Source organism: Pseudomonas acericola (SeqCode), from assembly GCF_053456465.1.
On the sequence record NZ_JBRFJB010000001.1, the window covers coordinates 1144346 to 1167843 of the forward strand.

Annotated in this window: 21 protein-coding genes; 13 read left to right on the forward strand and 8 right to left on the reverse strand. The window is 63.5% G+C overall.

Annotation, left to right across the window (positions count from 1 at the left end; translation table 11 throughout):
• Nucleotides 1-75: 75 nt before the first annotated feature.
• Together nosP and ACU688_RS05270 are read left to right on the forward strand one after the other, a co-directional pair.
• The gene (gene nosP / locus ACU688_RS05265) at nt 76-1221 is read left to right on the forward strand and encodes a nitric oxide-sensing protein NosP (RefSeq protein ID WP_448183909.1); all 1146 of its coding nucleotides are present in this window, start codon (nt 76-78) and stop codon (nt 1219-1221) included.
• The gene (locus ACU688_RS05270) at nt 1163-3103 is read left to right on the forward strand and encodes a PAS domain-containing hybrid sensor histidine kinase/response regulator (RefSeq protein WP_448183910.1); all 1941 of its coding nucleotides are present in this window, start codon (nt 1163-1165) and stop codon (nt 3101-3103) included. The genes nosP and ACU688_RS05270 overlap by 59 nt, the downstream gene beginning before the upstream one ends.
• 144 nt (nt 3104-3247) lie before the next feature.
• Here ACU688_RS05270 and ACU688_RS05275 read toward each other — a convergent pair whose 3' ends face one another.
• The 6 genes from ACU688_RS05275 to ACU688_RS05300 form a co-directional block, all read right to left on the reverse strand.
• Nucleotides 3248-3913, reverse strand: a complete 666-nt coding sequence (locus ACU688_RS05275) for a response regulator transcription factor (RefSeq protein ID WP_207042744.1) — start codon at nt 3911-3913, stop codon at nt 3248-3250.
• A 27-nt stretch (nt 3914-3940) separates the two neighbouring features.
• Complete coding sequence (locus ACU688_RS05280) at nt 3941-4480, reverse strand: PQQ-dependent catabolism-associated CXXCW motif protein (RefSeq protein ID WP_124529056.1); 540 nt, start codon at nt 4478-4480, stop codon at nt 3941-3943.
• Between the two features lie 97 nt (nt 4481-4577).
• A complete protein-coding gene (locus ACU688_RS05285) occupies nt 4578-5369 on the reverse strand; it encodes an ABC transporter permease (RefSeq protein ID WP_448183911.1) in 792 nt (263 codons plus the stop codon).
• The gene (locus tag ACU688_RS05290; protein WP_448183912.1) at nt 5366-6097 is read right to left on the reverse strand and encodes an ABC transporter ATP-binding protein; all 732 of its coding nucleotides are present in this window, start codon (nt 6095-6097) and stop codon (nt 5366-5368) included. Before ACU688_RS05290 ends, ACU688_RS05285 begins: the two co-directional genes overlap by 4 nt.
• Complete coding sequence (locus ACU688_RS05295; RefSeq protein WP_448183913.1) at nt 6094-7053, reverse strand: YVTN family beta-propeller repeat protein; 960 nt, start codon at nt 7051-7053, stop codon at nt 6094-6096. The genes ACU688_RS05290 and ACU688_RS05295 overlap by 4 nt, the downstream gene beginning before the upstream one ends.
• A 29-nt stretch (nt 7054-7082) precedes the next feature.
• The gene (locus ACU688_RS05300) at nt 7083-8255 is read right to left on the reverse strand and encodes an ABC transporter substrate-binding protein (protein WP_448183914.1); all 1173 of its coding nucleotides are present in this window, start codon (nt 8253-8255) and stop codon (nt 7083-7085) included.
• Between the two features lie 275 nt (nt 8256-8530).
• Between ACU688_RS05300 and ACU688_RS05305 the strand changes: the two genes are divergently transcribed.
• Both ACU688_RS05305 and ACU688_RS05310 read left to right on the forward strand, forming a co-directional pair.
• A complete protein-coding gene (locus tag ACU688_RS05305) occupies nt 8531-9793 on the forward strand; it encodes a HAMP domain-containing sensor histidine kinase (RefSeq protein WP_448183915.1) in 1263 nt (420 codons plus the stop codon).
• Nucleotides 9790-10416 carry a response regulator transcription factor gene (locus ACU688_RS05310; RefSeq protein ID WP_448183916.1) on the forward strand — a complete coding sequence of 209 codons (627 nt, stop codon included), beginning with the start codon at nt 9790-9792 and terminating at the stop codon, nt 10414-10416. The genes ACU688_RS05305 and ACU688_RS05310 overlap by 4 nt, the downstream gene beginning before the upstream one ends.
• A gap of 144 nt (nt 10417-10560) precedes the next feature.
• On the opposite strand, the gene ACU688_RS05315 is transcribed toward ACU688_RS05310, so the two are convergent.
• On the reverse strand, nt 10561-11214 hold the full coding sequence (locus ACU688_RS05315) for a pentapeptide repeat-containing protein (RefSeq protein ID WP_448183917.1): 654 nt from the start codon (nt 11212-11214) through the stop codon (nt 10561-10563).
• A gap of 158 nt (nt 11215-11372) precedes the next feature.
• Nucleotides 11373-13265 carry a quinoprotein ethanol dehydrogenase gene (gene exaA, locus ACU688_RS05320; protein WP_448183918.1) on the reverse strand — a complete coding sequence of 631 codons (1893 nt, stop codon included), beginning with the start codon at nt 13263-13265 and terminating at the stop codon, nt 11373-11375.
• A 255-nt stretch (nt 13266-13520) separates the two neighbouring features.
• Between exaA and pedF the strand changes: the two genes are divergently transcribed.
• The 9 genes from pedF (at nt 13521) to ACU688_RS05365 (ending at nt 23476) form a co-directional block, all read left to right on the forward strand.
• Entirely contained in the window at nt 13521-13982 is a 462-nt protein-coding gene (gene pedF / locus ACU688_RS05325) for a cytochrome c-550 PedF (protein ID WP_017735450.1), read from the forward strand.
• Nucleotides 13983-13985: 3 nt separating this feature from the next.
• On the forward strand, nt 13986-14861 hold the full coding sequence (locus tag ACU688_RS05330) for a substrate-binding periplasmic protein (protein WP_448183919.1): 876 nt from the start codon (nt 13986-13988) through the stop codon (nt 14859-14861).
• Nucleotides 14858-15607 (forward strand): quinoprotein dehydrogenase-associated SoxYZ-like carrier, encoded by a 750-nt coding sequence (locus ACU688_RS05335; protein WP_448183920.1) that lies wholly within the window; start codon nt 14858-14860, stop codon nt 15605-15607. Before ACU688_RS05330 ends, ACU688_RS05335 begins: the two co-directional genes overlap by 4 nt.
• 16 nt (nt 15608-15623) lie before the next feature.
• On the forward strand, nt 15624-16553 hold the full coding sequence (locus ACU688_RS05340; protein ID WP_448183921.1) for a quinoprotein relay system zinc metallohydrolase 1: 930 nt from the start codon (nt 15624-15626) through the stop codon (nt 16551-16553).
• 107 nt (nt 16554-16660) lie between these two features.
• Complete coding sequence (locus ACU688_RS05345; RefSeq protein ID WP_448183922.1) at nt 16661-18436, forward strand: PQQ-dependent methanol/ethanol family dehydrogenase; 1776 nt, start codon at nt 16661-16663, stop codon at nt 18434-18436.
• 121 nt (nt 18437-18557) lie between these two features.
• Nucleotides 18558-20078, forward strand: coding sequence for an acetaldehyde dehydrogenase ExaC (gene exaC / locus ACU688_RS05350; protein ID WP_124529024.1), 1521 nt, complete (start codon nt 18558-18560; stop codon nt 20076-20078).
• 680 nt (nt 20079-20758) lie between these two features.
• Entirely contained in the window at nt 20759-20830 is a 72-nt protein-coding gene (pqqA, locus tag ACU688_RS05355; protein WP_020289857.1) for a pyrroloquinoline quinone precursor peptide PqqA, read from the forward strand.
• 128 nt (nt 20831-20958) lie between these two features.
• Complete coding sequence (gene ercA, locus ACU688_RS05360) at nt 20959-22122, forward strand: alcohol dehydrogenase-like regulatory protein ErcA (RefSeq protein WP_448183923.1); 1164 nt, start codon at nt 20959-20961, stop codon at nt 22120-22122.
• Nucleotides 22106-23476, forward strand: a complete 1371-nt coding sequence (locus ACU688_RS05365) for an ATP-binding response regulator (protein WP_448183924.1) — start codon at nt 22106-22108, stop codon at nt 23474-23476. The genes ercA and ACU688_RS05365 overlap by 17 nt, the downstream gene beginning before the upstream one ends.
• Nucleotides 23477-23498 lie beyond the last annotated feature (22 nt).

Below are 23498 nucleotides of genomic sequence, written 5' to 3' on the forward strand. Positions count from 1 at the left end.
CCCACCCAGTACCCAAGTAGCATAGGGCCCACCCCCCGGCCTTCGTACACTGACGCCTTAGAGGGGGAACCAACGATGCACAACAGTGAAGGCGTAGTCAGTGCCATGTCCCAGGCCACCGATCCAGGGCAGGCCGCTGAAGAGTTGGCCCGCCAACTGCTGCATCCGTACCTGGGCTTTGTGCTGTTTTTCTGTTCCGCCGGCTACGACTTGCAGGCCCTCGGCCAGGCCTTGCAACAGTGCTTCGGCAACGTGCGCGTGGTCGGCTGCACCAGCGCCGGCGAGATCACGCCCCAAGGCTACGGACGCAATTGCATCACCGCGATGGGCTTCAACCACGCGCACTTTTCCATCGCCACCGAGCTGATCGACGAGGTCGAGCACTTCAGCCTGATCGGCGCCCAGGACATGGTCGAGCGCCTGGTCGGCGGCTGTCGCAGCAACACCCTGGCGCCGATCAAGGGCAACACCTTTGCCCTGACCCTGCTTGACGGCCTGTCCAGCCGTGAAGAAATGGTGCTCGCCGCCCTCAGCGCCGCCCTCGGCGATATCCCGCACTTTGGCGGCTCAGCCGGCGATGACAACTTCCTCACCCACACCCACGTGTACTTCAACGGTGTGTTCCACAGCGGCGCGGCGGTGGTGGTGCTGGTCAATACCTGGCTGGACTTCGAGGTGTTCACCACCCACCACATCCTGCCGCGCACGGAAAAACTGGTGGTGACCGGCGCCGACAGCCCGTCCCGCCGGGTCTTTGAACTCAACGCCGAACCCGCCGCCGAAGAGTACGCGCGGCACATCGGCGTGGCCGTGGCCGACCTTGACCATCGCACCTTCGCCGCCCACCCGCTGGCGGTGCGCATCCACGACCAGTACTACGTGCGCGCAATCCAGCAGGTGCATGACGATCTCAGCTTGAGTTTCTACTGCGCGGTGGAGAACGGCATTGTGCTGACCCTGATGCAACCGGGTCCGATCCTGCCGAACCTGCAAGACTTGTTCGACGGCCTGCAATCGCGCCTCGGCGACCTGTTGCTGACCATCGGCTGCGACTGCTTCCTGCGGCGCATGGAGCTAGAAGACAACGGCAACCTGGAACAGATCGGCAACTACCTGCAAGGCCAACGGGTGCTGGGCTTCAACACCTACGGAGAACAGTTCAATGGCATGCACATCAACCAGACCTTCACCGGGGTCGCCATTGCCCGTGGCCGACGCTGAACTGCGTGCCCAGGTTGCCCAGTTGCAACAGGCCAACCACAAGCTGGCACGGATCAATGCGGCGCTGATCGAGCGCATCGAGTCCGGCATGACCCAGGGCAACAACCCGTACACCACCTTCCAGCATTCGGTGGTGCTGGCCGAGCAAGTGCGCGAACGCACCGACGCGCTAAACCAGGCGATGGCCGAACTCAAGGCCAGCAACCACCTGTTGATCAACGCGCGCCTGCGCGCCGAAACCCTGCGCGGCGAACAGGCGGCCGCGCAAAAAGCTCAGGAAAGCGAACGCTGGATCCGCCTGATCACCGACAACGTGCCGGCGCTGATCGGCTACCTGAATGCCGAACTGGTCTACGAATTCACCAATAAAGTCTACGAAGAATGGTACTGCTGGCCGCGCGGCATGATGCTCGGCCAGAGCCTGCGCGAAGTGCACAGCGAGCAGCACTGCCAGCGCCTCGACGCCTACGTCGCCCGCGCCCTGGCCGGGGAGAGCGTGACCTTCGAATTCGCCGAAACCAATATCAACAACCAGGAGCGCTACATGCTGCGTTCCTATGTGCCGAACATGCTCGCCAGCGGCGAAGTGGTGGGCATCTTTGTGCTGATCCGCGACATCACCGAACGCCGCCGCACCGCCGAAGCCCTGCACCAGGCCTACCAGCACCTGGAGCAGCGCGTGGCCCAGCGCACCTCGGAACTGACCTCGCTCAACGATCAGCTGTTGCAGGAAATCGACGAACGCCGACGCATGGAAACCCGCTTGCGCGAAGCCAAGCAGGAGGCGGAAAAAGCCAACCTGTCGAAAACCAAATTCCTCGCCGCCGTCAGCCACGACCTGCTGCAACCGCTGAACGCCGCGCGTTTGTTCACCAGTGCCCTGTTGGAACGCCCCAACGAAACCCTGGTGCGCAACGTGAGCAATTCCCTCGACGACGTGGAAAACCTGCTGGGCACCCTGGTGGATATTTCCAAGCTCGACGCTGGCGTGATCAAGGCCGATATCGCCCCGTTCGCCCTCAGCGAACTGCTGGAAAACCTCGCCGCCGAATACACCGAACTCGCCCGCGCCGAAGGCCTGGAATTGCATTTCGTCGCCTGCTCGGCGCTGGTGCGCAGTGACATCCAGCTATTGGCGCGCATTCTGCGCAACCTGCTGAGCAACGCGTTGCGCTACACCTACAAGGGCCGCGTGGTACTGGGCTGCCGGCGCCAGCAGCAGCGCCTGCTGATCCAGGTATGGGACAGCGGCATGGGCATTGCCGAGGAGCGCCTGGAGGAGATTTTCCAGGAGTTCAAGCGCGGCGACGTGCAACGCCCGGACCAGGATCGCGGGCTGGGGTTGGGCCTGGCCATCGTCGAGAAAATCGCCGGGATTCTCGGTCATCGCATCAGCGTCAAATCCTGGCCGGGCAGGGGCTCGATGTTTTCCGTGGAAGTACCTCTGAGCGCTACCGCGCCGAAGTCCCTGCCGCTGCCATCCATGAGCGAGGCGCTGCTGGAGCGTTTGCAGGGCGCACGGGTGTGGGTGCTGGATAACGACGCGGCGATCTGCGCGGGCATGCGCACGTTGCTGGAAGGCTGGGGTTGCCGGGTCACGACGGCATTGTCGGAACAGGACCTGGCGCGGCAGGTGGACAACTATCATGCCGAGGCAGACCTGTTGATTGCCGACTACCACCTCGATGACGACCAGAACGGCGTCGACGCCGTGGCCCGCATCAACGCCCGACGCGGCAGTGCGATCCCGGCGTTGATGATTACCGCCAACTACAGCAATGAGTTGAAGGCGCAGATTCGCGAGTTGGGGCATACGTTAATGCACAAGCCGGTGCGGCCAATGAAACTCAAGACCGCCATGAGCCACCTGCTCGGAAAGTGAACCCCAAACCATCATCCAACAGAGACCCACTGTGGGAGCTGGCTTGCCTGCGATAGCGGTGGGTCAGCTTGCACATCTGTCACTGATACACCGCTATCGCAGGCAAGCCAGCTCCCACAGTTTGATCTCCATAGGGCCGGGAGGTCAGCGGCGCAGGTACGAGCCGAAGTCGATGTCGCCAGCACTCAGGATCGCCTGCACCCGGTTATGCACATTCAACTTGCGCAATATCGCCGACACATGGGCCTTCACCGTGGTCTCGGCAATCTCCAGCGTGTAGGCAATTTGCTTGTTCGACTCGCCCTTGGTCATCCGCTCCAGCACCAGCAACTGCTTGCGCGTCAGGGCCTGCAACAGTTCCGGGGCAAAGCCTGGTGCGTCGTTCATGCGCCGTTGGTTGGGGTTTTTCTGCGTGCGGATAATGTCGGGCGGCAGGTACACGTTGCCGTTGAGGATCTGCTGGATCGCTTCGGTCATTTGCAGGCGCGGCGACGACTTGGTGATAAAACCCACGGCACCGTAGGTGATGGCTTGCAGCACGATCTGCTTGTCCTGCTCGGCCGAGACGATCACCACCGGGATGGTCGGCGACTCGTTGCGCAGGTTGATCAGGCCATTGAGGCCGTGCATGCCGGGCATGTTCAAGTCCAGCAGGATCAGGTCGAGGTCGTCGTGTTCCTGGGTCAGGGCGAGGGCGCTGTCGAGGTCGGCGGTTTCCATCACGTCACTGCCGGGGAAACCGTCGCTGATCACGTTGTGGATCGCTTCGCGAAACAGCGGGTGATCGTCGGCGATCAGGATTTTGTACATGGCCGTTCACCTTCTTGTTGTGGTTTTTTATTGAAAGGGCTCGGGTGTCGCAGCCATCACTGGCAGTTTTGCCGCTTCCCATGCATCCAGGCCATCACGGTACCAATACACCGAGGTATAGCCCAGATTGGCGGCTCGTTTTACCGCGTTCCAACTCAACCAGCAATCGGAGCGGCAGTAGAAGACCAACGGGCGTGCGAGGTTGCCACCGGTGAACTTGTACAGGTGGCGCACGAAGTAGCCTTGCCATTCCGGCGTGAGGTCGCCGTCGCCGGTATTCGCCAGCCAGTGGCTGCCGGGCAGGTTGGCGTGGGGTTGGTCTTCGATGAAACGGCCTTGCAGCCATTGGCGGCGATACACGTCGATCAGCACCGGCGCGGGCGTCTGGTTGAGCAGGGTTTGCAGGGCCGGGGTGTCGACGATGGTCGCACCGGGCGCCTGGTCGGGCGTGGGGCTGCGGTACAGGCTGGTACGGTAGCCATCGGCGGAAAACAGTGGGGTGTCGGCCTGGGCGTTGGTCACGAGCAAGCAGAGCAACGCCAACAGGGGCAGTCGAGCGGGCAGCATGGCGGGTCAATCCTTATCGTTATGCCGCCATTACACGCCAGTCCCACTGCCTTGGGAATGCGACGATAGACAGGAAAACCAGTACCAAAGTAGTAGATCAGCCTTTTTTGCGCAGGGCCGCGTGCTGTGGATTGAAGGTCAGCACCGCCAACAGCGTGAACACCCCGGTCAGCCCCAGGCACACCAGCAGGGCCAGGCCGGCGAAGCGTTCGTACAGGGCAAAGCGCACCAGCTCCACCGCGTGGGTGAAGGGGTTGACCGCGCACAGCCAGTACAGCCACTCACTCGAATCGCGCATCTTCCACAGCGGGTAGAGCGCCGACGACAGGAAGAACAGCGGGAAGATCACGAAATTCATCACCCCGGCAAAGTTCTCCAGTTGGCGGATCGCATTCGACAGCAGCAAGCCCAGCGCGCTGAGCATCAACGCCACCAGCAACAGCGCCGGCAACGCGACCAGTAACCCCATGGCCGGCGGTTGCACGCCATACACCCAGGCAATCGCCAGGAACCCATACACCTGCAACAGCGAAATCAACGCGGTGGCCAGCAGCTTGCTGCACAGCAGGAACGTGCGCGGCAGCGGGCTGGTGAGCAGCACGCGCATGCTGCCCATCTCGCGGTCGTAGACTATCGACAACGAGCCTTGCATGCCGTTGAACAGCAGGATCATGCAGGCCAGCCCCGGGATGATGTAGACCTCGTAGGGGATGTAGGTGTCGTAGGGTTCGATCACCGAGATGCCCAGTGCTGCGCGAAAACCGGCAGCGAACACCAGCAGCCACAGCAGCGGCCGCACCAGGGCACTGAGAAACCGCGTGCGCTGCAACACAAAGCGCAGCCATTCGCGCAGGACGATGCCGCTGAAACACTGCCAGTAGGCGTTCATGTCGCCACCTCTGCACGGGTCAATCGCGCAAACAAACCGCCCAGGTCGCCGTCGTGTTCGTGCAGCAGTGTGTCGAGTTGCCCACTGGCTACCAAACGGCCTTGGTGCAGGATCATCAAGGCATCGTCGGCCTGCACTTCATCAAGCAGGTGAGTGGTCCACAGCACGCTGAGGCCCTGTTCCCGACACAGCGTGCGCACGTGTTGGTTCAGCGCCAGGCGACTGGCCGGGTCGAGGCCGACGCTGGCTTCATCAAGCAACAGCAGGCGCGGTTGATGCAGCAGGGCGCGGGCGATTTCCACGCGGCGACGGTGGCCGCCATTGAGTTCGCGGACCTTTTCCCGGCGCCGCTCGCCCAGCGTCTGGCGCTCCAGTTCGGCCTCGACCCGCAGCCCGGTTTCACGGCGTGACAGCCCATGCAGCGCGGCGTGATAACGCAGGTTCTGCTCGACGCTGAGGTCCAGGTCCAGGGTGCTTTGCTGGAACACCACGCCGAGTTGGCGCAGTGCTGCGCGGGGCGCCTCGCGCAAGGAGTGGCCGCCGACGTGGATGTCGCCGCCCTGCAAGTCATACAACCGCGTGAGCAACGCAATCAACGTCGATTTGCCCGCGCCATTGGGCCCCAGCAACGCGGCAAACCGTCCGGGCGCCAGGCTGAAACTCACGTCACGCAGGGCCTGCCGTGCGCCATAGGCAAAGCTGATGGCGCGGGCGTCCAGCGCGTTCAAGGCGTGACCACCACGCCCCACGGGTAACGCCCGACCTTGACCGACTTGAGCACCTTGCGGCTGTCCACGTCGATCACCGACACGTCGCCGCTCACGCCATTGGTGGCCAGCAACTGTTTCTCATCCGGGGTGAACGCCAGCTGCCACACGCGGCGACCCACCAGCAGGTAGTCGAGGATCTCGTAGGTCTTGGCGTCGATCACCGCCACATGGTTGGCCGGGCCGAGGGCGACAAAGCCGTACTTGCCATCGGCGCTCAGCTTGATGCCCACCGGCTGCACCTTGTCCGGGTGCACGCCCTTGATCTTGAAGGTCAGGGTCTTGAGGATCGCGCGGCTGGCGACATCGAGGATGGTCACGGTGCCGCCGATTTCCGCCGAGGCCCACAGTTGCGAGCCGTCGTGGTTGAACTCGACAAAACGCGGGCGCTGGTCCACCAGGGTGCTGTCGGCCAGGGTCTGGGTGCTGGTGTCGATCCAGTGCAGCATGTTCGTGGTTTCGCTGGTGTTCACCGCCCACTTGCCGTCCGGGCTTACGGCCATGCCTTCGGGTTCCACGCCGACGTTGACCTGGGCGAGCACCTTGGAGGTTTCGGTGTCGATCACCGTGACCAGCGCATCGTCTTCGTTGGAGACGTACAGCCAGCGGTTATTGGGGTGCAGGGCAAATTGCTCGGGGTCTTTGCCGGAGGGCAGTTCCTTGATGATCTTGCGCGTGGCCACGTCCATCACCTGCACGCGGTCCGAGTCGCTGGCGCAGATGTACAACAGCTTGTTGTCATGGGACAGCAGCAGGCCGCGCGGGCGCTGGCCCACCTTGATCGTGTCGGTGACTTGCAGGGTCTGCATGTCGATCAGGCTCAGGCTGTTGTCTTTCTCGTTGGAGACCCAGGCCGTGGCGGCCACGGCGTGTCCGGCGGCAAGCAGCAGGGCGCAGGAGAGCAGGGTGCGGCGCATGGCGTATTCCTTATTGTTGTGGTGAGCGATCAGGGAAAGCGGCAGGTCACCTCGGGTTTGTCGTAGCCCAGGCTGTCCATTTCGTTGAAGGGGTGCAGGAAACCGTCCTGGGGCGAAGTGCTGACCAGCGCGCGCGGTTGCACGATGGGGATCGGCTGGCGCAGCTGGCCATTCCACGGGCGGTAGCTGAGCTTGCGGCCCTTGAAACCATCCAGCGGCAGTTGCTCGCTGATTTGCAGCTGGCGGATGCTCATCGGGTCAACCTGGCGCAGCTTGCTCACCGCGCTGGCCACGCTGCGCACGGCCATCCAGGCGGCGAAGTCGCGGTCGTTCATCCAGCGCCCGGCGAGGGCTTCGAAGCGTTTTTGCAGTTGGGCGGCGCCGTAGGTTTCCACGGTCTTGTGCCAGCCAGTGGGCGTCAGGCCCTGGGTGCCGGCGACGGGGCGTGGGTACCAGGTCTGGTAGGGCACGTACTCGCCAAAGTCGCCGCGCTCGTCGGCCACCAGCACCACGTCGTATTCGGCGGTCTGGGTGAAGAGGGGCATATCGGCCTGGGCGCTGCGGCGTTGGTCATTGTCGAATTGCCATTCCTTCTCCGCCACCAGCTGCACGCCGAAGCGCTTGGCGGCGCGGCGCAGGGCGGCGGCGTAGGCTTGATCGTCCTCGGTGGGGCCGATGATCAGCAGCGCCTTCTGCCATTTGCGCACTACCAAAAACTGCGCCAGCGCGTCGGCGAGCATGGCGCGGCTGGGCAGGGTGTGCAGCACGTTGCCCAGGCAGGCGGTGCTGCGCAGGCTGTCGTCGGGGCTGCCGGCGTTGAACAGCAGGCTGTCCGGCAGGGCGGCGCTGAGTTGGCGCAGGCTGGCGGCGGGGGCGTTGACCACGAACAGGCGCAGGCCCTGCTCGTGTTGGTGTTGCGCGGCGGCGAGCAGCGCCTCGGGGCTGTCCACCGTGGCGTCGGTCAAGCTGTAGCGCTGGTTGAGAAAGGCGCCGGTGCTGTTGCTGTCGATGATCGCCAGTGCAGCGCCGCGCAAGCCGGCATCGGCCGGTTCGGGAATTACGTTGGACAGCAGCGGCCCCGGGTCCGGTCGATAGCCCAGGTAGCCAATCTGCACCTGCAACGGCGCCTCGGCGGCCCGGCCGGCGGTGGCCCAGGTGAGCGCCAGCAGGCAGATCACGGCGAAAGGGGCGAGCTGGCGCATAAGGCACTCCATGACAGGTAGCGCCAGCATATAAAGCCCCGTTACCCCTGCAAATATGCAGAAAGTAGCGCTGGGGCAGTACCAAGGTAGTAGCTCGCCGCGCGCGGTGGAGTCTTAGCATGGGGCTCCAGTGTGCGCTGCGGGGGTTGAACGATCATGCGAATTTTCAAGGCGTTGCTCCTGCCGTTCCTGCTGATCGTCAGCCTGATCGGCGTCGATCGCCCCCACGCCCCCCGTTCGGCCACGCCTGTGCCGACGGCGCTGGCGCGCTAGGCATGTCGGCGCTCTGGCGGATCAACCTGTGGGTGTGCGGCTTCTTCGCCCTGGTCACCTGCGCCTGCACCGCGCTGCTGATGCATCAGGCCTTGGCGGATGTGGAGCGCGAACTGCAATCGGCTGAAGCCGTGGTGCATTACCTGAGCGAAACCGCCGCGCGCGACCCCGCCAGCCTGCAACCGCGACTTACCGCCAGCCTACGCCATGTGCGCGTGCACTGGCTGGGCCCCGACGAAACCCTGCCCGCGCCGGAGCAAGACGGGTTGGACGCCTGGCTCGGCCGCCTGCTGTTCGCCCAGGCGCGCCACAGCGCCCAGGTGCTGGATTTGGCCGATGGCCGGCGCGTGGCCATCGCCGTCGACCCGCGTGATGAAATCGACGAAGTCTGGGACTCCTTGCAGCAACTGCTGGGCCTGTGTGCGCTGGCATTGGCCCTGAGCCTGCTGACCATCCGCTGGGCCGTGCGCCGTGGCATGCGCGTGCTGGATGAACTGCTGCTGGCCCTGCAACACGTGTGCAGTGGCCGTCTCAATGTGCGCCTGCGCAGCACCGGAGTGCCCGAAGCGCAACAACTGGCGCAGCACTTCAACCGCATGACCGACGCCCTCGAACAGGCGCGCACCGACAACACGCGCCTCACCCAAACCCTGCTGGCGGTGCAGGAACAGGAGCGCACGCGCCTGGCCCAGACCCTGCACGATGACCTCGGCCAGTACCTGGCGGGGATTCGCGCCCAAGTGTGCCTGTTGCCGCTGATCGCCCATCAGCCAGAAACGCTGGCGCGCACCGTTCACCTGCTGGAAGAACACTGCGAACACTTGCAGCAGGGCTTTCGCGAACTGGTCCACGACCTCTATCCGGTGGCCCTGCAACACCTGCCGATGGCTGAGGCGTTCGCCATGCTGGTCACGCAATGGCGCGCCAGCCATGGCATCGAGTGCCAGTTGCAAGTCAGTGACGCGCTGCCGCCGTTGTCCCCGGCCAACAAGACCCACCTCTACCGTTTGCTCCAGGAAGCCTTGACCAACATCGTGCGCCACGCCGACGCCAGCCAGGTGCGCGTGCGCCTGCAACATCGCGGCACGCGCCTGCGCCTGTGGGTGCGCGACAACGGCCAGGGCGCGCAGCAACCCCAGCGCCCCGGCGTTGGCCTGCACTCGATGTACGAACGCGCCCGTTGCCTGGGCGGTGAATTGAAGATCGTCAGCCACCCCGGCAAAGGCTGGGCGCTGGCGCTGGACATGCCTGCGGAGGCGCTATGAATATTCTGTTGGTGGATGACCACGCCGTGGTCCGCCAGGGCTACGCCAGCCTGCTACGCGCGTTGCTGCCGGCGATTGAAGTGCGCGAGGCGGCCAGTGGCGAAGAAGCCCTGGCACGGGTGCACGAGGCGGTGCCGAACCTGGTGATCATGGACTTCGGCCTGCCCGGCATCAGCGGCCTGGAAACCACCCGGCGCTTGCGCCAGCGCTTGCCGCAACTGCGTGTGCTGTTTTTCAGCATGCACGATGAACTGCCCTTGGTGCGTCAGGCGCTGGACGCCGGCGCGGCGGGTTACCTGACCAAAAGCTCGGCGCCCCAAGTGCTGATCGAAGCGGTGCGGCGCATCCTCGACGGCCACGCCTACATCGAACAGCCCCTGGCGACCCAACTGGCCTGCCAACCCGCCGATCCGCGTTTGCACAGCATGACCCCGCGTGAAATGGAGATCTTCCTGATGCTCGCCAAAGGCACCCCGGCAAGGCAGATTGCCGAGCAGTTGAGTATCAGCAGCAAGACCGTGTCGAATCACTTGACCCTGCTCAAGAGCAAGTTGCAGGTGAGTTCCCATGCGGAGTTGGTGCATGTGGGGATTGATATGGGGGTAGTGAGAGTCGCCGGCTAATTTTGCCTGATGTACACCGAACCCTGTGGGAGCTGGCTTGCCTGCGATGGCATCACTGCGGTCTGACTGACAGACCGAGTTGCCTGCATCGCAGGCAAGCCAGCTCCCACAGTGGACCGGGTTCACAGATTAAAATGGGCTGCTCTAGCGGTCCCAGGTGGTCGGGCAGTCCTTGCAGCCTTCCATATTGGCGTCCTGGAAATTCGCGTAGTGCTGGCGGCTGCCACTCAAGGTGGCCTTCTCCAGGTTACTTTCGCCAAACTTGGCTTCTTGCAGATTCGCATCGCTGAGGTCCGCCCCTTGCAGGTCGGCCTTGCTCAACCAGGTCATTTCCAGGTCCGCCGCGCGCAGGTTGGCCTTGTGCATCTTCGCCCCCGACAGTCGTGCGAATTGCAGGTAGGCGCCGCTGAGGTTGGCGTTTTCAAATTGCGCGCCCTGGGCAAACATTCCCCAGCCTTGTACGGCCATCAGCGTGGCGCCGGTAAAGTCGGCCAGGCGCAGGTTGGCTTGTTGCAGGCTGGCGCGGGTGAGGTTGGCGCCTTGCAGTTGGGCTTTCTCCAGGTTGGCCAGGTCGAGGTTGGCGTGGCGCAGGTCTGCATCGCGCAGGTCGGCGCCGGCCAGGTTCATGCCGCTGAGATTCTGGTTGCGCAGGTTGGCGCCTTTGAGGTTGGCGCCGGGGCATTGGCTGTGTTCGGTGAGGGTGCAGCCGTTGATGATCAGGGGGGCGTCGTCGCCGTCGTCCGCGTGGGCGTGGGCCAAGGGCAGGGACAGCAGCACGAGTAACGGTAGATATCTCATCGCAATACCTCTGTGGCGAGGGAGCTTGCTCCCGCTCGACTGCGCAGCAGTCGCAAAGCCTGACTGCACAGTGTTGCTGGAGGAAAAGCGGGGCCGCTTCGCAGCCCAGCGGGAGCAAGCTCCCTCGCCACAAAAGCGGGCCCCGCATTAGCTAAAGGTTATTTTTGCGCGGTCTTCTGATCCCAGCTCGGGATCTTGAACACCCAGAATGAGCCACCCTGTGCCACCGGCTTGGTCAGCTCAGCCATGTCGCCACCCCACAGCGGTACCGCGCCGCCGTAGCCGACGGTGACGCCGATGTACTGCTCGCCATCCTGTTCCCAGGTGATCGGCGGGGAGACGATGCCGCTGCCGGTCTGGAACTTCCACAGCTCCTTGCCGGTTTTTGCATCGAACGCCTTGAAGAAGCCATCGCCGGTGCCGGTGAACACCAGGTTGCCCTTGGTCGCCAGTACGCCGGCCCACAATGGGAGGTGTTCCTTGTGTTCCCACACCACCTTGCCGGTGGTCGGGTTCATCGCGCGCAGGGTGCCGACGTGGTCGTCGTACATGCGCTTGATGCGGAAGCCCATGCCCAGGTACGCCGAGCCTTTCTTGTAGTTGACCTCTTCGGTCCAGTATTCCTCTTTCCATTGGTTGCCGGGGATGTAGAACAGGCCCGTGTCCTGGCTGTAGGCCATGGGGTTCCAGTTCTTGCCACCGAGGAACGGCGGCGACACTTCCACCGGCTTGCCCTTGGTTTCACCCGGCAGCGGTTTGGCCGGACGCTGGCCTTCGTTTTCCACGGGACGGCCGGTCTTCAGGTCGATGTGGCTGGCCCAGGTGATGTTGTCGACGAACGGGAAGGCGTTTTGCAGCTTGCCGTTGTTGCGGTCCACCACATAGAAGAAGCCGTTGCGGTCGGCGTGACCGGTGGCCTTGGTGACCTTGCCGTCCTTGTCCTTGTAGTCGAACAGCACCAGTTCGTTGTTGCCGGAGAAGTCCCAGGCATCGTTGGGCGTGTGCTGGTAGAACCACTTCACTTCGCCGGTGCTTGGGTCGACGCCGACCTGGCCCGAGGTGTAGAGGCTGTCGAAGTCGTGGGGGTTGCCGTCCTTGGAGGTGCGCGCCCAGGTGTTCCACGGGCCGGGGTTGCCGGCGCCGACGATGATGGTGTTGGTCTCGGCATCGAAGCTCGCGCTCTGCCAAGGGGCGCCGCCGCCGTGGCTCCAGGCCTCGACCTTGCCGGTTTCGGTGGTCGGATCATCTGGCCACGACGGCGCCTTGACGTCGCCAGTGGTGGTGCTGTCCTTGCCATTGAGGCGGCCCATGTGGCCTTCGACGAAGGGGCGCATCCACACTTCTTCGCCGGTGTCCGGGTCGCGGGCATACAGCTGGCCGACCACGCCGAATTCATCGCCGGAGCTGCCGTGGATCAGCAGCACTTTGCCGGTGACCTTGTCTTTGATCAGCACCGGTGCGCCGGTCATGGTGTAGCCGGCGGCGTGGTCGCCGAATTTTTTGTTCCACACCACTTTGCCGGTGTTTTTGTCGAGGGCGATCAGGCGCGCATCGAGGGTGCCGAAGTAGATCTTGTCGCCGAAGATCGCCGCGCCACGGTTGACCACGTCACAGCACGGGCGAATGTTGTCGGGCAGGCGATGGTTGTAGGTCCACAGGCGTTTGCCGGTCTTCGCGTCGAGGGCGAACACGCGCGAATAGGAGCCGGTGACGTAGACCACGCCGTCGCTGACGATGGCCTGGGATTCCTGGCCGCGTTGTTTCTCATCGCCAAAGGAATACGACCAGGCGGGCGTGAGCTTGAACACGTTCTTGTCATTGACCTGGGCCAGCGGGCTCCAGCGCTGGGCGTTGGTGCCCATGCCGTATTGCAGCACGTCCTTGGTGGTCAGGTGGTCGTTGGCGATGTCTTCCCAGGTGACGTTGCGCGTCGTCTTGGCAGGTTCGGCGGCGGCAAAACTTGCCGCACTGAAGGACAGGCTGCCCACCAGCAAAAAGGCTTGCACGGCAAGGCTCAAAGGTGAACGGGCGGGTAGCGATCTTATTGTCATGGTTGCAGTTCCCAGTGGAGGTTTTGGCCTGCACAGGGTGGTGCGCCGGGGCGGTGGCTGGATACGGAAAAATTCCCGCTGTTGCCGGGAAGACTTCCCGAACCGCCGCTGATTTGGGTGTGCCCCACAAGCCCTACTACCAAGGGATTAGAGCGCGGCCACCAAAGCAGCATACGGTGCAGGACGGCGGGTTCCTAAGATGGTTGCCATAGCCTCTGCAATGGGGTTTGCGTGCAATCTGAGAGGACAAAAATAATGACAACAAAACGCAACGCCTTGCTCGTGGCCGGCCTGCTGGTGGGTGTAATCAACGTGGGCGCCGTGTGGGCCCATGGCAACGTGGTGCCGCAGGCGGTGGAAACCAAAGGCCTGACGCCAATCAAGGACGCCGGCGTGCCGCTCGACGGCGATGGCTGGGCGGCCAACAACCCGTATCGCAAGTCCCCGGAGCACGACAAGGCGGTCGAAATCGGCTCCTCCGCCTACAACCAGAACTGCGCGGCATGCCACGGGCTGGAAGCCAAGTCCGGCGGTATCGCGCCGGACTTGCGCATGCTTGACGAAGGCGACGCCGGGGATGAGTGGTTTGTCGAACGGGTGCGCCACGGCGCCGTGCGTGACGGCCGCGTGTACATGCCGAAAATGGCCGACTACCTGAGCCAGGAAGCCTTGTGGGCGGTGCGTACTTACCTGGATTCCGTGCGCGTCGAGGAGTAAGCCATGCGCCTGATCAGCCTGGTGTTGAGCCTGGCCTTGCTGTGCTGCCAGGCGGCACAGGCGCAGGTGCGCAGCTATGACCAGATGATCGCCGCCGGCGAGTTGAAGGTGGCGGTGTACAAGGATTTCGCGCCCTACAGCTTCGATGACGGCGGCACCCCGCGCGGCGTCGACGTGGAACTCGCCCAGGCCCTGGCCAAGGCCTTGGGCGTGCAGCTGAGCCTGATCTGGGCGCCGGCCGGCGAGAAACTCGACGACGACCTGCGCGACTACATCTGGCGCGGCAGCCAGTTGCATAACCAGCAACTGGCCGACCTGATGATGCGCGCGCCCTACGACCATGAGTACACGCAAAAGCGCAACGACCAGGGCGAGCTGGAAAACGGCCATGTGGTGATGTTCGGGCCGTACCAGAACGAACAATGGCAGGTGGCCTATGACCGCCGCCGCCTGGACAGCGTGGCCAGTGTGGCAGTGTTCCAGGAACACCCCATTGGCGTGGAAGTGGACAGCGTGCCCTCGTTTTATCTCACCTCGGTGTTCAACGGCATGCTGGCAGGCAAGACCCGCCACTATGCCAACGTGCCCCAGGCCTTTGCGGCGATGAAAGCCGGGGAGGTCGATGCGGTGATGGCGATGCGTGGCGAGATCGACTGGCAGGTACACCAGGCCAACGATCCGCAACTGGCCCTGGCGGAAAACGCTTACCCAAACATGGGCCGACAACGTTGGGAGATCGGCATGGCGGTGCATGAAAGCAACCGGCAACTGGCGTATGCCGTGGAAGAGGCGCTGGAAGGCCTGATCCGCGACGGCAGCCTGCAAGCCATCTACAGCCATTACGGCCTGCGCTACGAAGTGCCCGAGATGTACCAATGAACCGGCGCCTGATCTGCCTGCTGGCGTGCCTGTTGCCATGGGCGGCGCAAGCCACCGAGGTGGACCCGGTGCCGTCGGTGATGTGGGCGTTCTATCACAAGCAATTTCTCGACAACGCGCCGTTTGTGTTCGACGAGCGGGTCAAGCTGCTGGCGCCGCCGTTCGCCGAGGATGCGCGCCAGGTGCCGCTGGAGATTGATGCACGGGCGTTCAAGGGGAGGGTGGTGCGCATCTTCGCCTGGGCCGAACTGAACCCGTTGCCGAAGATCGTCGACTTCCAGCCCAAGGCCGGGGTGTTGCCCTGGCTGGCGCTGCGCATTCGCATCGAGCAGGCCACGCCGTTGCGTGCCGCCGTGCTCACCGATGACGGCGTGTGGCATGTCGGCTCGACGTTGATCGACGCCGCCGGCGGTGGCTGCACCGCGCCAAGCGTGGTGCGCACCCAGCCGGGTTGGGAAGAGCATATCGGCGAGGTGCTCGGCGGGCGCTATCCCCGTGGCGAGTACAGCCGTGTGCGCGTGCAGGTGGCGCACCCGATGGACAACGGCATGGTCAGCGGCATCCCCGAGTTCTACCTCAACCACGCGCAATTGCTCGGCGACAAAGGCCAGGTCATGGCCGAGCTGGAGCTGTTCCCGGCGGTCAGCGAGAACCCCAACCTGGCCTTCGACATCGAAGGCGCCGGGCAGACGCGCCTGGTCTTGCGTGACAACAGCGGCAACGAGTTCGACGCGGCCATCCCCTGACCAGAAGGAGCGCGGCATGCGCTGGATACTGTTGTTCTGCCTGGCCCTGAGCCTGCCTGCCATGGCCGACATGGACTACGCACTCAAGCCCCGGCAGATCGCCGAAGGCACCTGGCTGCTGGAAGGCAGCACCGACAATTTCGCCAAGGCCAATGGCGGCAATATCGTCAATGTGGCGTTTATCGTCACCGACGCGGGCGTGGTGGTGATCGACACCGGGCCGTCCAGACGTTACGGCGAAGCCCTGCGCCAGGCCATCGCCAGCGTTACCAGCAAGCCGGTGATCCAGGTGTTGCTCACCCATCATCACCCCGACCATGCCTTGGGTAATCAAGCATTCAAGGACGTGCCCATCGGCGCCCTGGCCGACACCACGAAGCTGCTGCACGAGCAGGGCGACAGCATGGCGGAAAACCTCTACCGCATGGTCGGCGACTGGATGCGCGGCACCGAAGTGGTGTTGCCCACCGAGGTGCTCGAACCCGGCGTGCGCAGCTTCGGCAACCACGATTTGCGCCTGCTGGCGCTGACCGGCCACACCGGCGCTGACCTGGCGATTCTCGACCAGAGCACCGGCGTGCTGTTCGCCGGCGACCTGGTGTTTTACCAGCGCGCCCTGACCACGCCCAATAGCCCCGGCCTCGCCGCGTGGCTGGCCGACATCACCACCCTGCAAGGGTTGCCCTGGACCCTGGTGGTGCCCGGTCACGGCCCGATTGCCACGGATGCGCAGCCCTTCGAACAGATGCGCGACTACCTGACGTGGCTCGATCAACTGCTGCGCGACGGCGCCGCCAACGGCAGCGACATGACCGAGATGATCCGCAGCCCCATCCCCGAGCGCTTTGCCGCGATCAGCCTGAGCCGCTACGAACTGATCCGCAGCGTCAGCCACTTGTACCCGCGCTACGAGCGCGAGCAGATGCACCCGCTACTAAGGAACTAGCAAACTCGATACTGCGGTCAATTGTGACAACTGCCCCTGCGCCCAAGAATCTGCACCAGACCGGGAAAATTTCCCGGGTATAACAAAAAACCGCAGAGGTAGCCGTCATGACCCAACCCGCACGTCGCCAACCCTTCGCCTTGAGTGTGTTGCTCGGTGCCATCCTGTTATCCGGCCAGGCCCTGGCCGCTGTCACCGACCAAGACATTCTCCAGGACCCGAAAAACCCCGAGCAGATCGTCACCAACGGCCTCGGCGTGCAGGGCCAGCGCTACAGCCCGCTGGACACGCTGAACGTCGACAACGTCAAGGAACTGCGCCCGGTCTGGGCGTTTTCCTTTGGCGGCGAGAAACAGCGCGGCCAGCAGGCGCAGCCGATGGTCAAGGACGGGGTGATGTACCTCACCGGTTCCTATTCGCGGGTGTTTGCGGTGGATGCGCGCACCGGCAAGAAGCTCTGGCAATACGACGCGCGCCTGCCCGATGACATCCGCCCGTGCTGCGACGTGATCAACCGGGGCGTGGCGCTGTACGGCGACCTGGTGTTCTTCGGCACACTCGACGCCAAGCTGGTGGCCCTGAATAAGGACACCGGCAAAGTGGTGTGGAGCAAGAAAGTCGCCGACCACAAGGAAGGCTACTCCATCAGCGCCGCGCCCCTGGTGATCAACGGCAAGCTGATTACCGGCGTGGCCGGTGGCGAGTTCGGCGTGGTCGGCAAGATCGAAGCCTACGACCCGAAAAACGGCGACTTGCTGTGGAGCCGCCCGACCGTCGAAGGCCATATGGGCTACGTGTACAAGGACGGCAAGGCGGTGGAGAACGGTATCTCCGGCGGCGAGGCGGGCAAGACCTGGCCCGGCGACCTGTGGAAGACCGGCGGCGCCGCGCCGTGGCTGGGCGGCTACTACGACCCGGAAACCAACCTGCTGCTGTTCGGCACCGGCAACCCGGCGCCGTGGAACTCGCACCTGCGCCCGGGCGACAACCTCTATTCGTCCTCGCGCCTGGCGCTGAACCCGGACGACGGCACCATCAAGTGGCACTTCCAGAGCACGCCCCACGACGGCTGGGACTTTGACGGCGTGAACGAACTGATCTCGTTCAACTACACCGAGGGCGGCAAGGAAATCAAAGCCGCCGCCACTGCCGATCGCAACGGTTTCTTCTACGTGCTGGACCGCACCAACGGCAAGTTCATCCGTGGCTTCCCGTTCGTGGACAAGATCACCTGGGCCACCGGCCTGGATAAGAACGGTCGGCCGATCTACAACGACGCCAGCCGTCCTGGCGCGCCGGGCAGTGAAACCAAGGGCACTTCGGTGTTCGTCGCGCCGGCGTTCCTCGGCGCAAAAAACTGGATGCCGATGGCCTACAACCGCGACACCGGGCTGTTTTACGTGCCGTCCAACGAGTGGGGCATGGACATCTGGAACGAAGGCATCGCCTACAAGAAAGGTGCGGCGTTCCTCGGTGCGGGCTTCACCATCAAGCCGTTGAACGAGGACTACATCGGCGTGCTGCGCGCCATCGACCCGAAGACCGGCAAGGAAGTATGGCGCCACAAGAACTTCGCGCCGCTGTGGGGCGGGGTGCTGACCACCAAGGGCAACCTGGTGTTTACCGGCACGCCGGAAGGCTTCCTGCAGGCGTTCAACGCCAAGACCGGCGAGAAAGTCTGGGAATTCCAGACCGGCTCCGGCGTGCTCGGTTCGCCCGTGACCTGGGACATGGACGGCGAGCAGTACGTCTCGGTGGTCTCCGGCTGGGGCGGCGCGGTGCCGCTGTGGGGCGGTGAAGTGGCCAAGCGCGTGAAGGACTTCAACCAGGGCGGCATGCTCTGGACCTTCAAGTTGCCCAAGGAGCTGGTGGCCAAGCACTAGTTCTACGACCAAATGACCATAGCCCCCCTGCCAACGGCGCATACGCCCGGCAGCGGGGGCTCTTTACTATCGGCTCATCGCCTGTTGACCGACAGGCCCGGACCCCGACAGAGGCCTCACCATGATCTACGCACAACCCGGCACCCCTGGCGCCATCGTCAGCTTCAAGGCGCGCTACGGCAACTACATCGGCGGTGAATTTGTCGCACCGATCGATGGCAACTATTTCACCAACACCTCGCCGGTCACCGGCGAAGTCATCGCCGAGTTCCCGCGCTCCAGCGCCGCCGACATCGAAAAAGCCCTCGACGCCGCCCACGCCGCCGCCGATGCCTGGGGCAAGACCAGCGCCCAGGATCGCTCCCTGGTGCTGCTGAAAATCGCCGACCGCATCGAACAAAACCTGGAAGTGCTGGCCGTCGCCGAAACCTGGGACAACGGCAAGGCCGTGCGCGAAACCCTCAACGCCGACGTGCCCCTGGCCGCTGACCACTTCCGCTACTTCGCCGGCTGCATCCGCGCCCAGGAAGGCGGTGCGGCCGAGATCAACGAACTGACTGCCGCTTATCACTTCCACGAACCGCTGGGTGTGGTCGGGCAGATCATCCCGTGGAACTTCCCGCTGCTGATGGCCGCGTGGAAACTCGCCCCGGCGCTGGCCGCCGGTAACTGCATCGTGCTCAAGCCGGCCGAGCAGACGCCGCTGTCGATCATGGTGTTTGCCGAGCTGATCAATGACCTGCTGCCACCGGGCGTGCTGAACATCGTGCAAGGCTTTGGCCGCGAAGCGGGGGAGGCGTTGGCCACCAGCAAGCGCATCGCCAAGATCGCCTTCACCGGCTCCACCCCGGTGGGCGCGCACATCATGCATGCGGCGGCTGAGAACATCATTCCGTCCACCGTGGAACTGGGCGGCAAGTCGCCGAACATCTTCTTCGAAGACATCATGCAGGCCGAGCCTGCGTTTATCGAAAAGGCTGCCGAAGGTTTGGTATTGGCGTTCTTCAACCAGGGCGAAGTGTGCACCTGCCCGTCGCGGGCGCTGGTGCAGGAGTCGATCTACGACGCGTTCATGGCCGAGGTGATGAAGAAGATCGTCAAGATCAAGCGCGGCAATCCGCTGGACACGGAAACCATGGTTGGGGCGCAGGCGTCCGAGCAGCAGTTCGACAAGATTCTCTCGTATCTGAAAATCGCCCAGGAGGAAGGCGCTGTGTTGCTCACCGGCGGCGCGGCTGAGCGTCTGGAGGGTGACCTTTCCAGTGGTTATTACATCCAGCCGACGTTGCTCAAGGGGCACAACAAGATGCGTGTGTTCCAGGAGGAGATCTTCGGGCCGGTGGTGGGGGTGACTACGTTCAAGGACGAGGCTGAAGCGTTGGCGATTGCCAACGACAGCGAGTTTGGCCTGGGTGCTGGGTTGTGGACCCGTGATATCAACCGTGCTTATCGCATGGGGCGGGCGATCAAGGCGGGGCGTGTTTGGACCAACTGCTATCACTTGTATCCGGCGCATGCGGCGTTTGGGGGGTATAAGAAGTCGGGGGTGGGGCGTGAGAATCACAAGATGATGTTGGATCATTATCAGCAGACGAAGAATTTGTTGGTGAGTTATGACGTTAATCCGTTGGGGTTCTTTTAGTCGGGTGGTGTACATATCCGTTGGTTAGGTCACGGCGGCTTAGGGTTCCGCCCTTACGGCGGGTAACCCGGCGTCCTGCCGGGTTGTCCACGGATTCAAGCCTGCGTTCGGCCAGCGTGTTTGACGGGGCGCCTAAGATCAAAAGCCAGAGCGCGGCGGCCTTAGAGCCGACCGGTATTTGTCCTGTCGATCTCGGTTCAAAATGTGGGAGCTGGCTTGCCTGCGATGCAGACACCTCGGTACATCAGGCAAACCCAGTTGATGCCATCGCAGGCAAGCCAGCTCCCACAGGGGACCGCGCCAGCTCCAGAGACTCGGTCGGCTACTAGGCCGCCGCGCTTTGTTTTTGATCTTAGGCGCCCCCCCAAATCCATGTCGGATTACGGGCATGCCGAGCCTAGGCGAGGCACCGAGTGTTGGGGCAAGAGCCCTTTGGTTACTTTGGGGCTTTTCCAAAGTGACCCGCCGTAAGGGCGGAACCAATAGCCGCCGTTACCGCAGGAATGGATATGTACACAGGAAGACCGCCATCGCAGGCAAGCCAGCTCCCACATTTTGATCTCTGTACACTCGATACCAAGGCATGCAGGCAACTCCTTCGAAAGTAGCATTCGCCTCCCACACCCCTCATGCATTAATGACCCAACCGGAATCTTCCGGCACAACAAGAGGAACGCTCCATGTGGAAAAAACCCGCGTTTACCGACCTGCGTATCGGCTTTGAAGTGACCATGTACTTCGCCAGCCGTTGATCGACCCTCCGGCCAGCCTCGTGCTGGCCGGTGCTGCTTGGAAGATGACTCTTTGGTCTGATTGCAATCGCCCAAGGATCAGTTAGTGTGGAGCGCATTCTTCCAAAATAATAAGAACAGGCTTTCCAATGAGCCCAAACCTGAGCCTCCTGCGTAAATTCGTCTCTCCTGAAATCATCTTTGGCGCCGGCTGCCGGCACAACGTCGGCAATTACGCGAAGACCTTCGGCGCGCGCAAGGTGCTGGTGGTCAGCGACCCCGGGGTGATCGCCGCCGGTTGGGTCGCCGATGTGGAAGCCAGCCTGCAAGCCATCGGCATCGACTACTGCCTGTACAGCGCTGTATCACCCAACCCCCGGGTTGAGGAAGTGATGACCGGCGCCGAGGTCTACCGTGAAAACCACTGTGATGTGATCGTCGCCATCGGCGGCGGCAGCCCGATGGACTGCGGCAAGGCCATCGGTATTGTGGTTGCCCACGGGCGCAGCATTCTTGAGTTCGAGGGCGTGGACACCATTCGTGTGCCCAGCCCGCCGCTGATCTTGATCCCCACCACGGCCGGTACTTCGGCGGATGTCTCGCAGTTCGTGATCATTTCCAACCAGCAGGAGCGCATGAAGTTCTCCATCGTCAGCAAGGCGGTGGTGCCGGATGTGTCGCTGATCGACCCGGAAACCACGGCGAGCATGGACCCGTTCCTGTCCGCCTGCACCGGCATCGACGCGCTGGTGCATGCCATCGAGGCGTTTGTTTCCACTGGCCATGGTCCGCTGACCGATCCCCATGCGCTGGAAGCGATGCGCCTGATCAACGGCAACCTGGTGCAGATGATCGCCAACCCCACGGACATTGCCCTGCGCGAGAAGATCATGCTCGGCAGCATGCAAGCGGGCCTGGCGTTTTCCAATGCGATCCTGGGGGCGGTGCATGCGATGTCCCACAGCCTTGGCGGGTTCCTCGACTTGCCCCACGGGCTGTGCAACGCGGTGTTGGTGGAGCATGTGGTGGCGTTCAACTACAGTTCGGCGCCGGAGCGGTTCCAGGTGATTGCCGAGACGTTTGGCATCGACTGTCGTGGCCTCAATCACCGGCAGATCTGCGGGCGTTTGGTGGACCATCTGATCGCGTTGAAGCATGCGATTGGCTTTCACGAAACCCTTGGCCTGCATGGGGTGCGCGTGGCGGATATTCCGTTCCTGTCCGAGCATGCGATGGATGACCCGTGCATCCTCACCAACCCGCGCGCGTCGAGCCAGCGTGACGTCGAGGTCGTCTATGGCGAAGCACTCTGACGACCCGCAGCGCGCACTGTCGGCGCTGCTGGGGCTGGGCGACCAGTCGGCGCGCAAGAGCCACTACCCGGAGCTGACCGCACGGTTGGATGAGCTGGAGGCCGAGCGCAAGCGTTATATCCGCCTCAACGACGAACTGGAGCAGCGCGTCGCCGCGCGCACCGATGAGCTGTTGGAGGCCAACCACAACCTGCAACAGCAGATCGCCCAGCGTGAGCAGATCGAACAGGACCTGCGCGACGCCCGTGACGCCGCCCAGGCCGCCAACCGCAGCAAGGACAAATACCTCGCCGCTGCCAGTCACGACCTTTTGCAACCGCTGAACGCCGCACGCTTGTTGATCGCCACTTTGCGTGAACGCCAATTGCCCAGCGTCGAACAGGTGCTGGTGGAGCGCACGCACCAGGCGCTGGAAGGCGCCGAGGACTTGCTCACCGATTTGCTGGATATCTCGCGGCTGGACCAGGCAGCGGTCAAACCGGATGTGGCCCTGTACCGCCTGGATGAAGTGTTTGCGCCGCTGGTCTCGGAGTTCCAATCGGTGGCCCAGGCGGCCGGGCTGAATCTGCGGGTGCACACCGGGCATTACGCGGTGCGCACGGACCTGCGGCTGTTGACGCGCATCCTGCGCAACTTTCTCAGCAATGCCTGCCGCTACACCGATGAGGGCTGCATCCTGCTGGGGGCGCGGCGTCGCGATGATTGCCTGCGCCTGGAAGTGTGGGACACCGGGCGCGGGATTGCGGCAGACCGGCTGGAGGCGATCTTCCTCGAATTCAACCAGCTCGACGTCGGCCGCGCGGCGGATCGCAAGGGCGTGGGGCTGGGTTTGGCGATTGTCGAGCGGATCGCCGAGATCCTCGGTTATCCGATTGCCGTGCGCTCCTGGCCGGGGCGTGGCTCGATGTTCAGCATCGAAGTGCCGCTGAGCGCCGAAATGCCCGTGGCGATCAGCCAACTGCCGGTGCAACCGAGCACCGGCAACCCGCTGCCGGGCCGGCGTTTGCTGGTGATCGACAACGAAGTCAGCATCCTCGAAAGCATGAGCGCGCTGCTCGGACAGTGGGGCTGCGAGGTGCTCACCGCCACCGACCAGGCGGGCGCGCTGGCGGCGTTGCAGGGCAGGGCGCCGGAGCTGATCCTCGCCGACTATCACCTCGACCATGGGGTAGTGGGCTGTGAGGTGGTCAAGCATCTGCGCGAGCACTTCGCCTGCAAAATCCCCGCTGTGATCATCACTGCCGACCGTACTGACCAATGCCGACGGGCCTTGCGCCGGCTGGAAGCGCCGTTGCTGAACAAACCGGTCAAGCCCGGGAAGCTGCGGGCTGTACTGAGCCAATTGCTCAACTGAACCCGCAGATCTTGCTGTGCAA

Bases quoted from the DNA above. Each gene is read 5' to 3' on its own strand.
- nosP (WP_448183909.1), top strand. From the start codon at position 76: ATGCACAACAGTGAAGGCGTAGTCAGTGCCATGTCCCAGGCCACCGAT.
- ACU688_RS05270 (WP_448183910.1), top strand. From the start codon at position 1,163: ATGGCATGCACATCAACCAGACCTTCACCGGGGTCGCCATTGCCCGTG.
- ACU688_RS05275 (WP_207042744.1), bottom strand. From the start codon at position 3,913: ATGTACAAAATCCTGATCGCCGACGATCACCCGCTGTTTCGCGAAGCG.
- ACU688_RS05280 (WP_124529056.1), bottom strand. From the start codon at position 4,480: ATGCTGCCCGCTCGACTGCCCCTGTTGGCGTTGCTCTGCTTGCTCGTG.
- ACU688_RS05285 (WP_448183911.1), bottom strand. From the start codon at position 5,369: ATGAACGCCTACTGGCAGTGTTTCAGCGGCATCGTCCTGCGCGAATGG.
- ACU688_RS05295 (WP_448183913.1), bottom strand. From the start codon at position 7,053: ATGCGCCGCACCCTGCTCTCCTGCGCCCTGCTGCTTGCCGCCGGACAC.
- ACU688_RS05300 (WP_448183914.1), bottom strand. From the start codon at position 8,255: ATGCGCCAGCTCGCCCCTTTCGCCGTGATCTGCCTGCTGGCGCTCACC.
- ACU688_RS05305 (WP_448183915.1), top strand. From the start codon at position 8,531: ATGTCGGCGCTCTGGCGGATCAACCTGTGGGTGTGCGGCTTCTTCGCC.
- ACU688_RS05310 (WP_448183916.1), top strand. From the start codon at position 9,790: ATGAATATTCTGTTGGTGGATGACCACGCCGTGGTCCGCCAGGGCTAC.
- ACU688_RS05315 (WP_448183917.1), bottom strand. From the start codon at position 11,214: ATGAGATATCTACCGTTACTCGTGCTGCTGTCCCTGCCCTTGGCCCAC.
- exaA (WP_448183918.1), bottom strand. From the start codon at position 13,265: ATGACAATAAGATCGCTACCCGCCCGTTCACCTTTGAGCCTTGCCGTG.
- pedF (WP_017735450.1), top strand. From the start codon at position 13,521: ATGACAACAAAACGCAACGCCTTGCTCGTGGCCGGCCTGCTGGTGGGT.
- ACU688_RS05330 (WP_448183919.1), top strand. From the start codon at position 13,986: ATGCGCCTGATCAGCCTGGTGTTGAGCCTGGCCTTGCTGTGCTGCCAG.
- ACU688_RS05335 (WP_448183920.1), top strand. From the start codon at position 14,858: ATGAACCGGCGCCTGATCTGCCTGCTGGCGTGCCTGTTGCCATGGGCG.
- ACU688_RS05340 (WP_448183921.1), top strand. From the start codon at position 15,624: ATGCGCTGGATACTGTTGTTCTGCCTGGCCCTGAGCCTGCCTGCCATG.
- ACU688_RS05345 (WP_448183922.1), top strand. From the start codon at position 16,661: ATGACCCAACCCGCACGTCGCCAACCCTTCGCCTTGAGTGTGTTGCTC.
- exaC (WP_124529024.1), top strand. From the start codon at position 18,558: ATGATCTACGCACAACCCGGCACCCCTGGCGCCATCGTCAGCTTCAAG.
- ercA (WP_448183923.1), top strand. From the start codon at position 20,959: ATGAGCCCAAACCTGAGCCTCCTGCGTAAATTCGTCTCTCCTGAAATC.
- ACU688_RS05365 (WP_448183924.1), top strand. From the start codon at position 22,106: ATGGCGAAGCACTCTGACGACCCGCAGCGCGCACTGTCGGCGCTGCTG.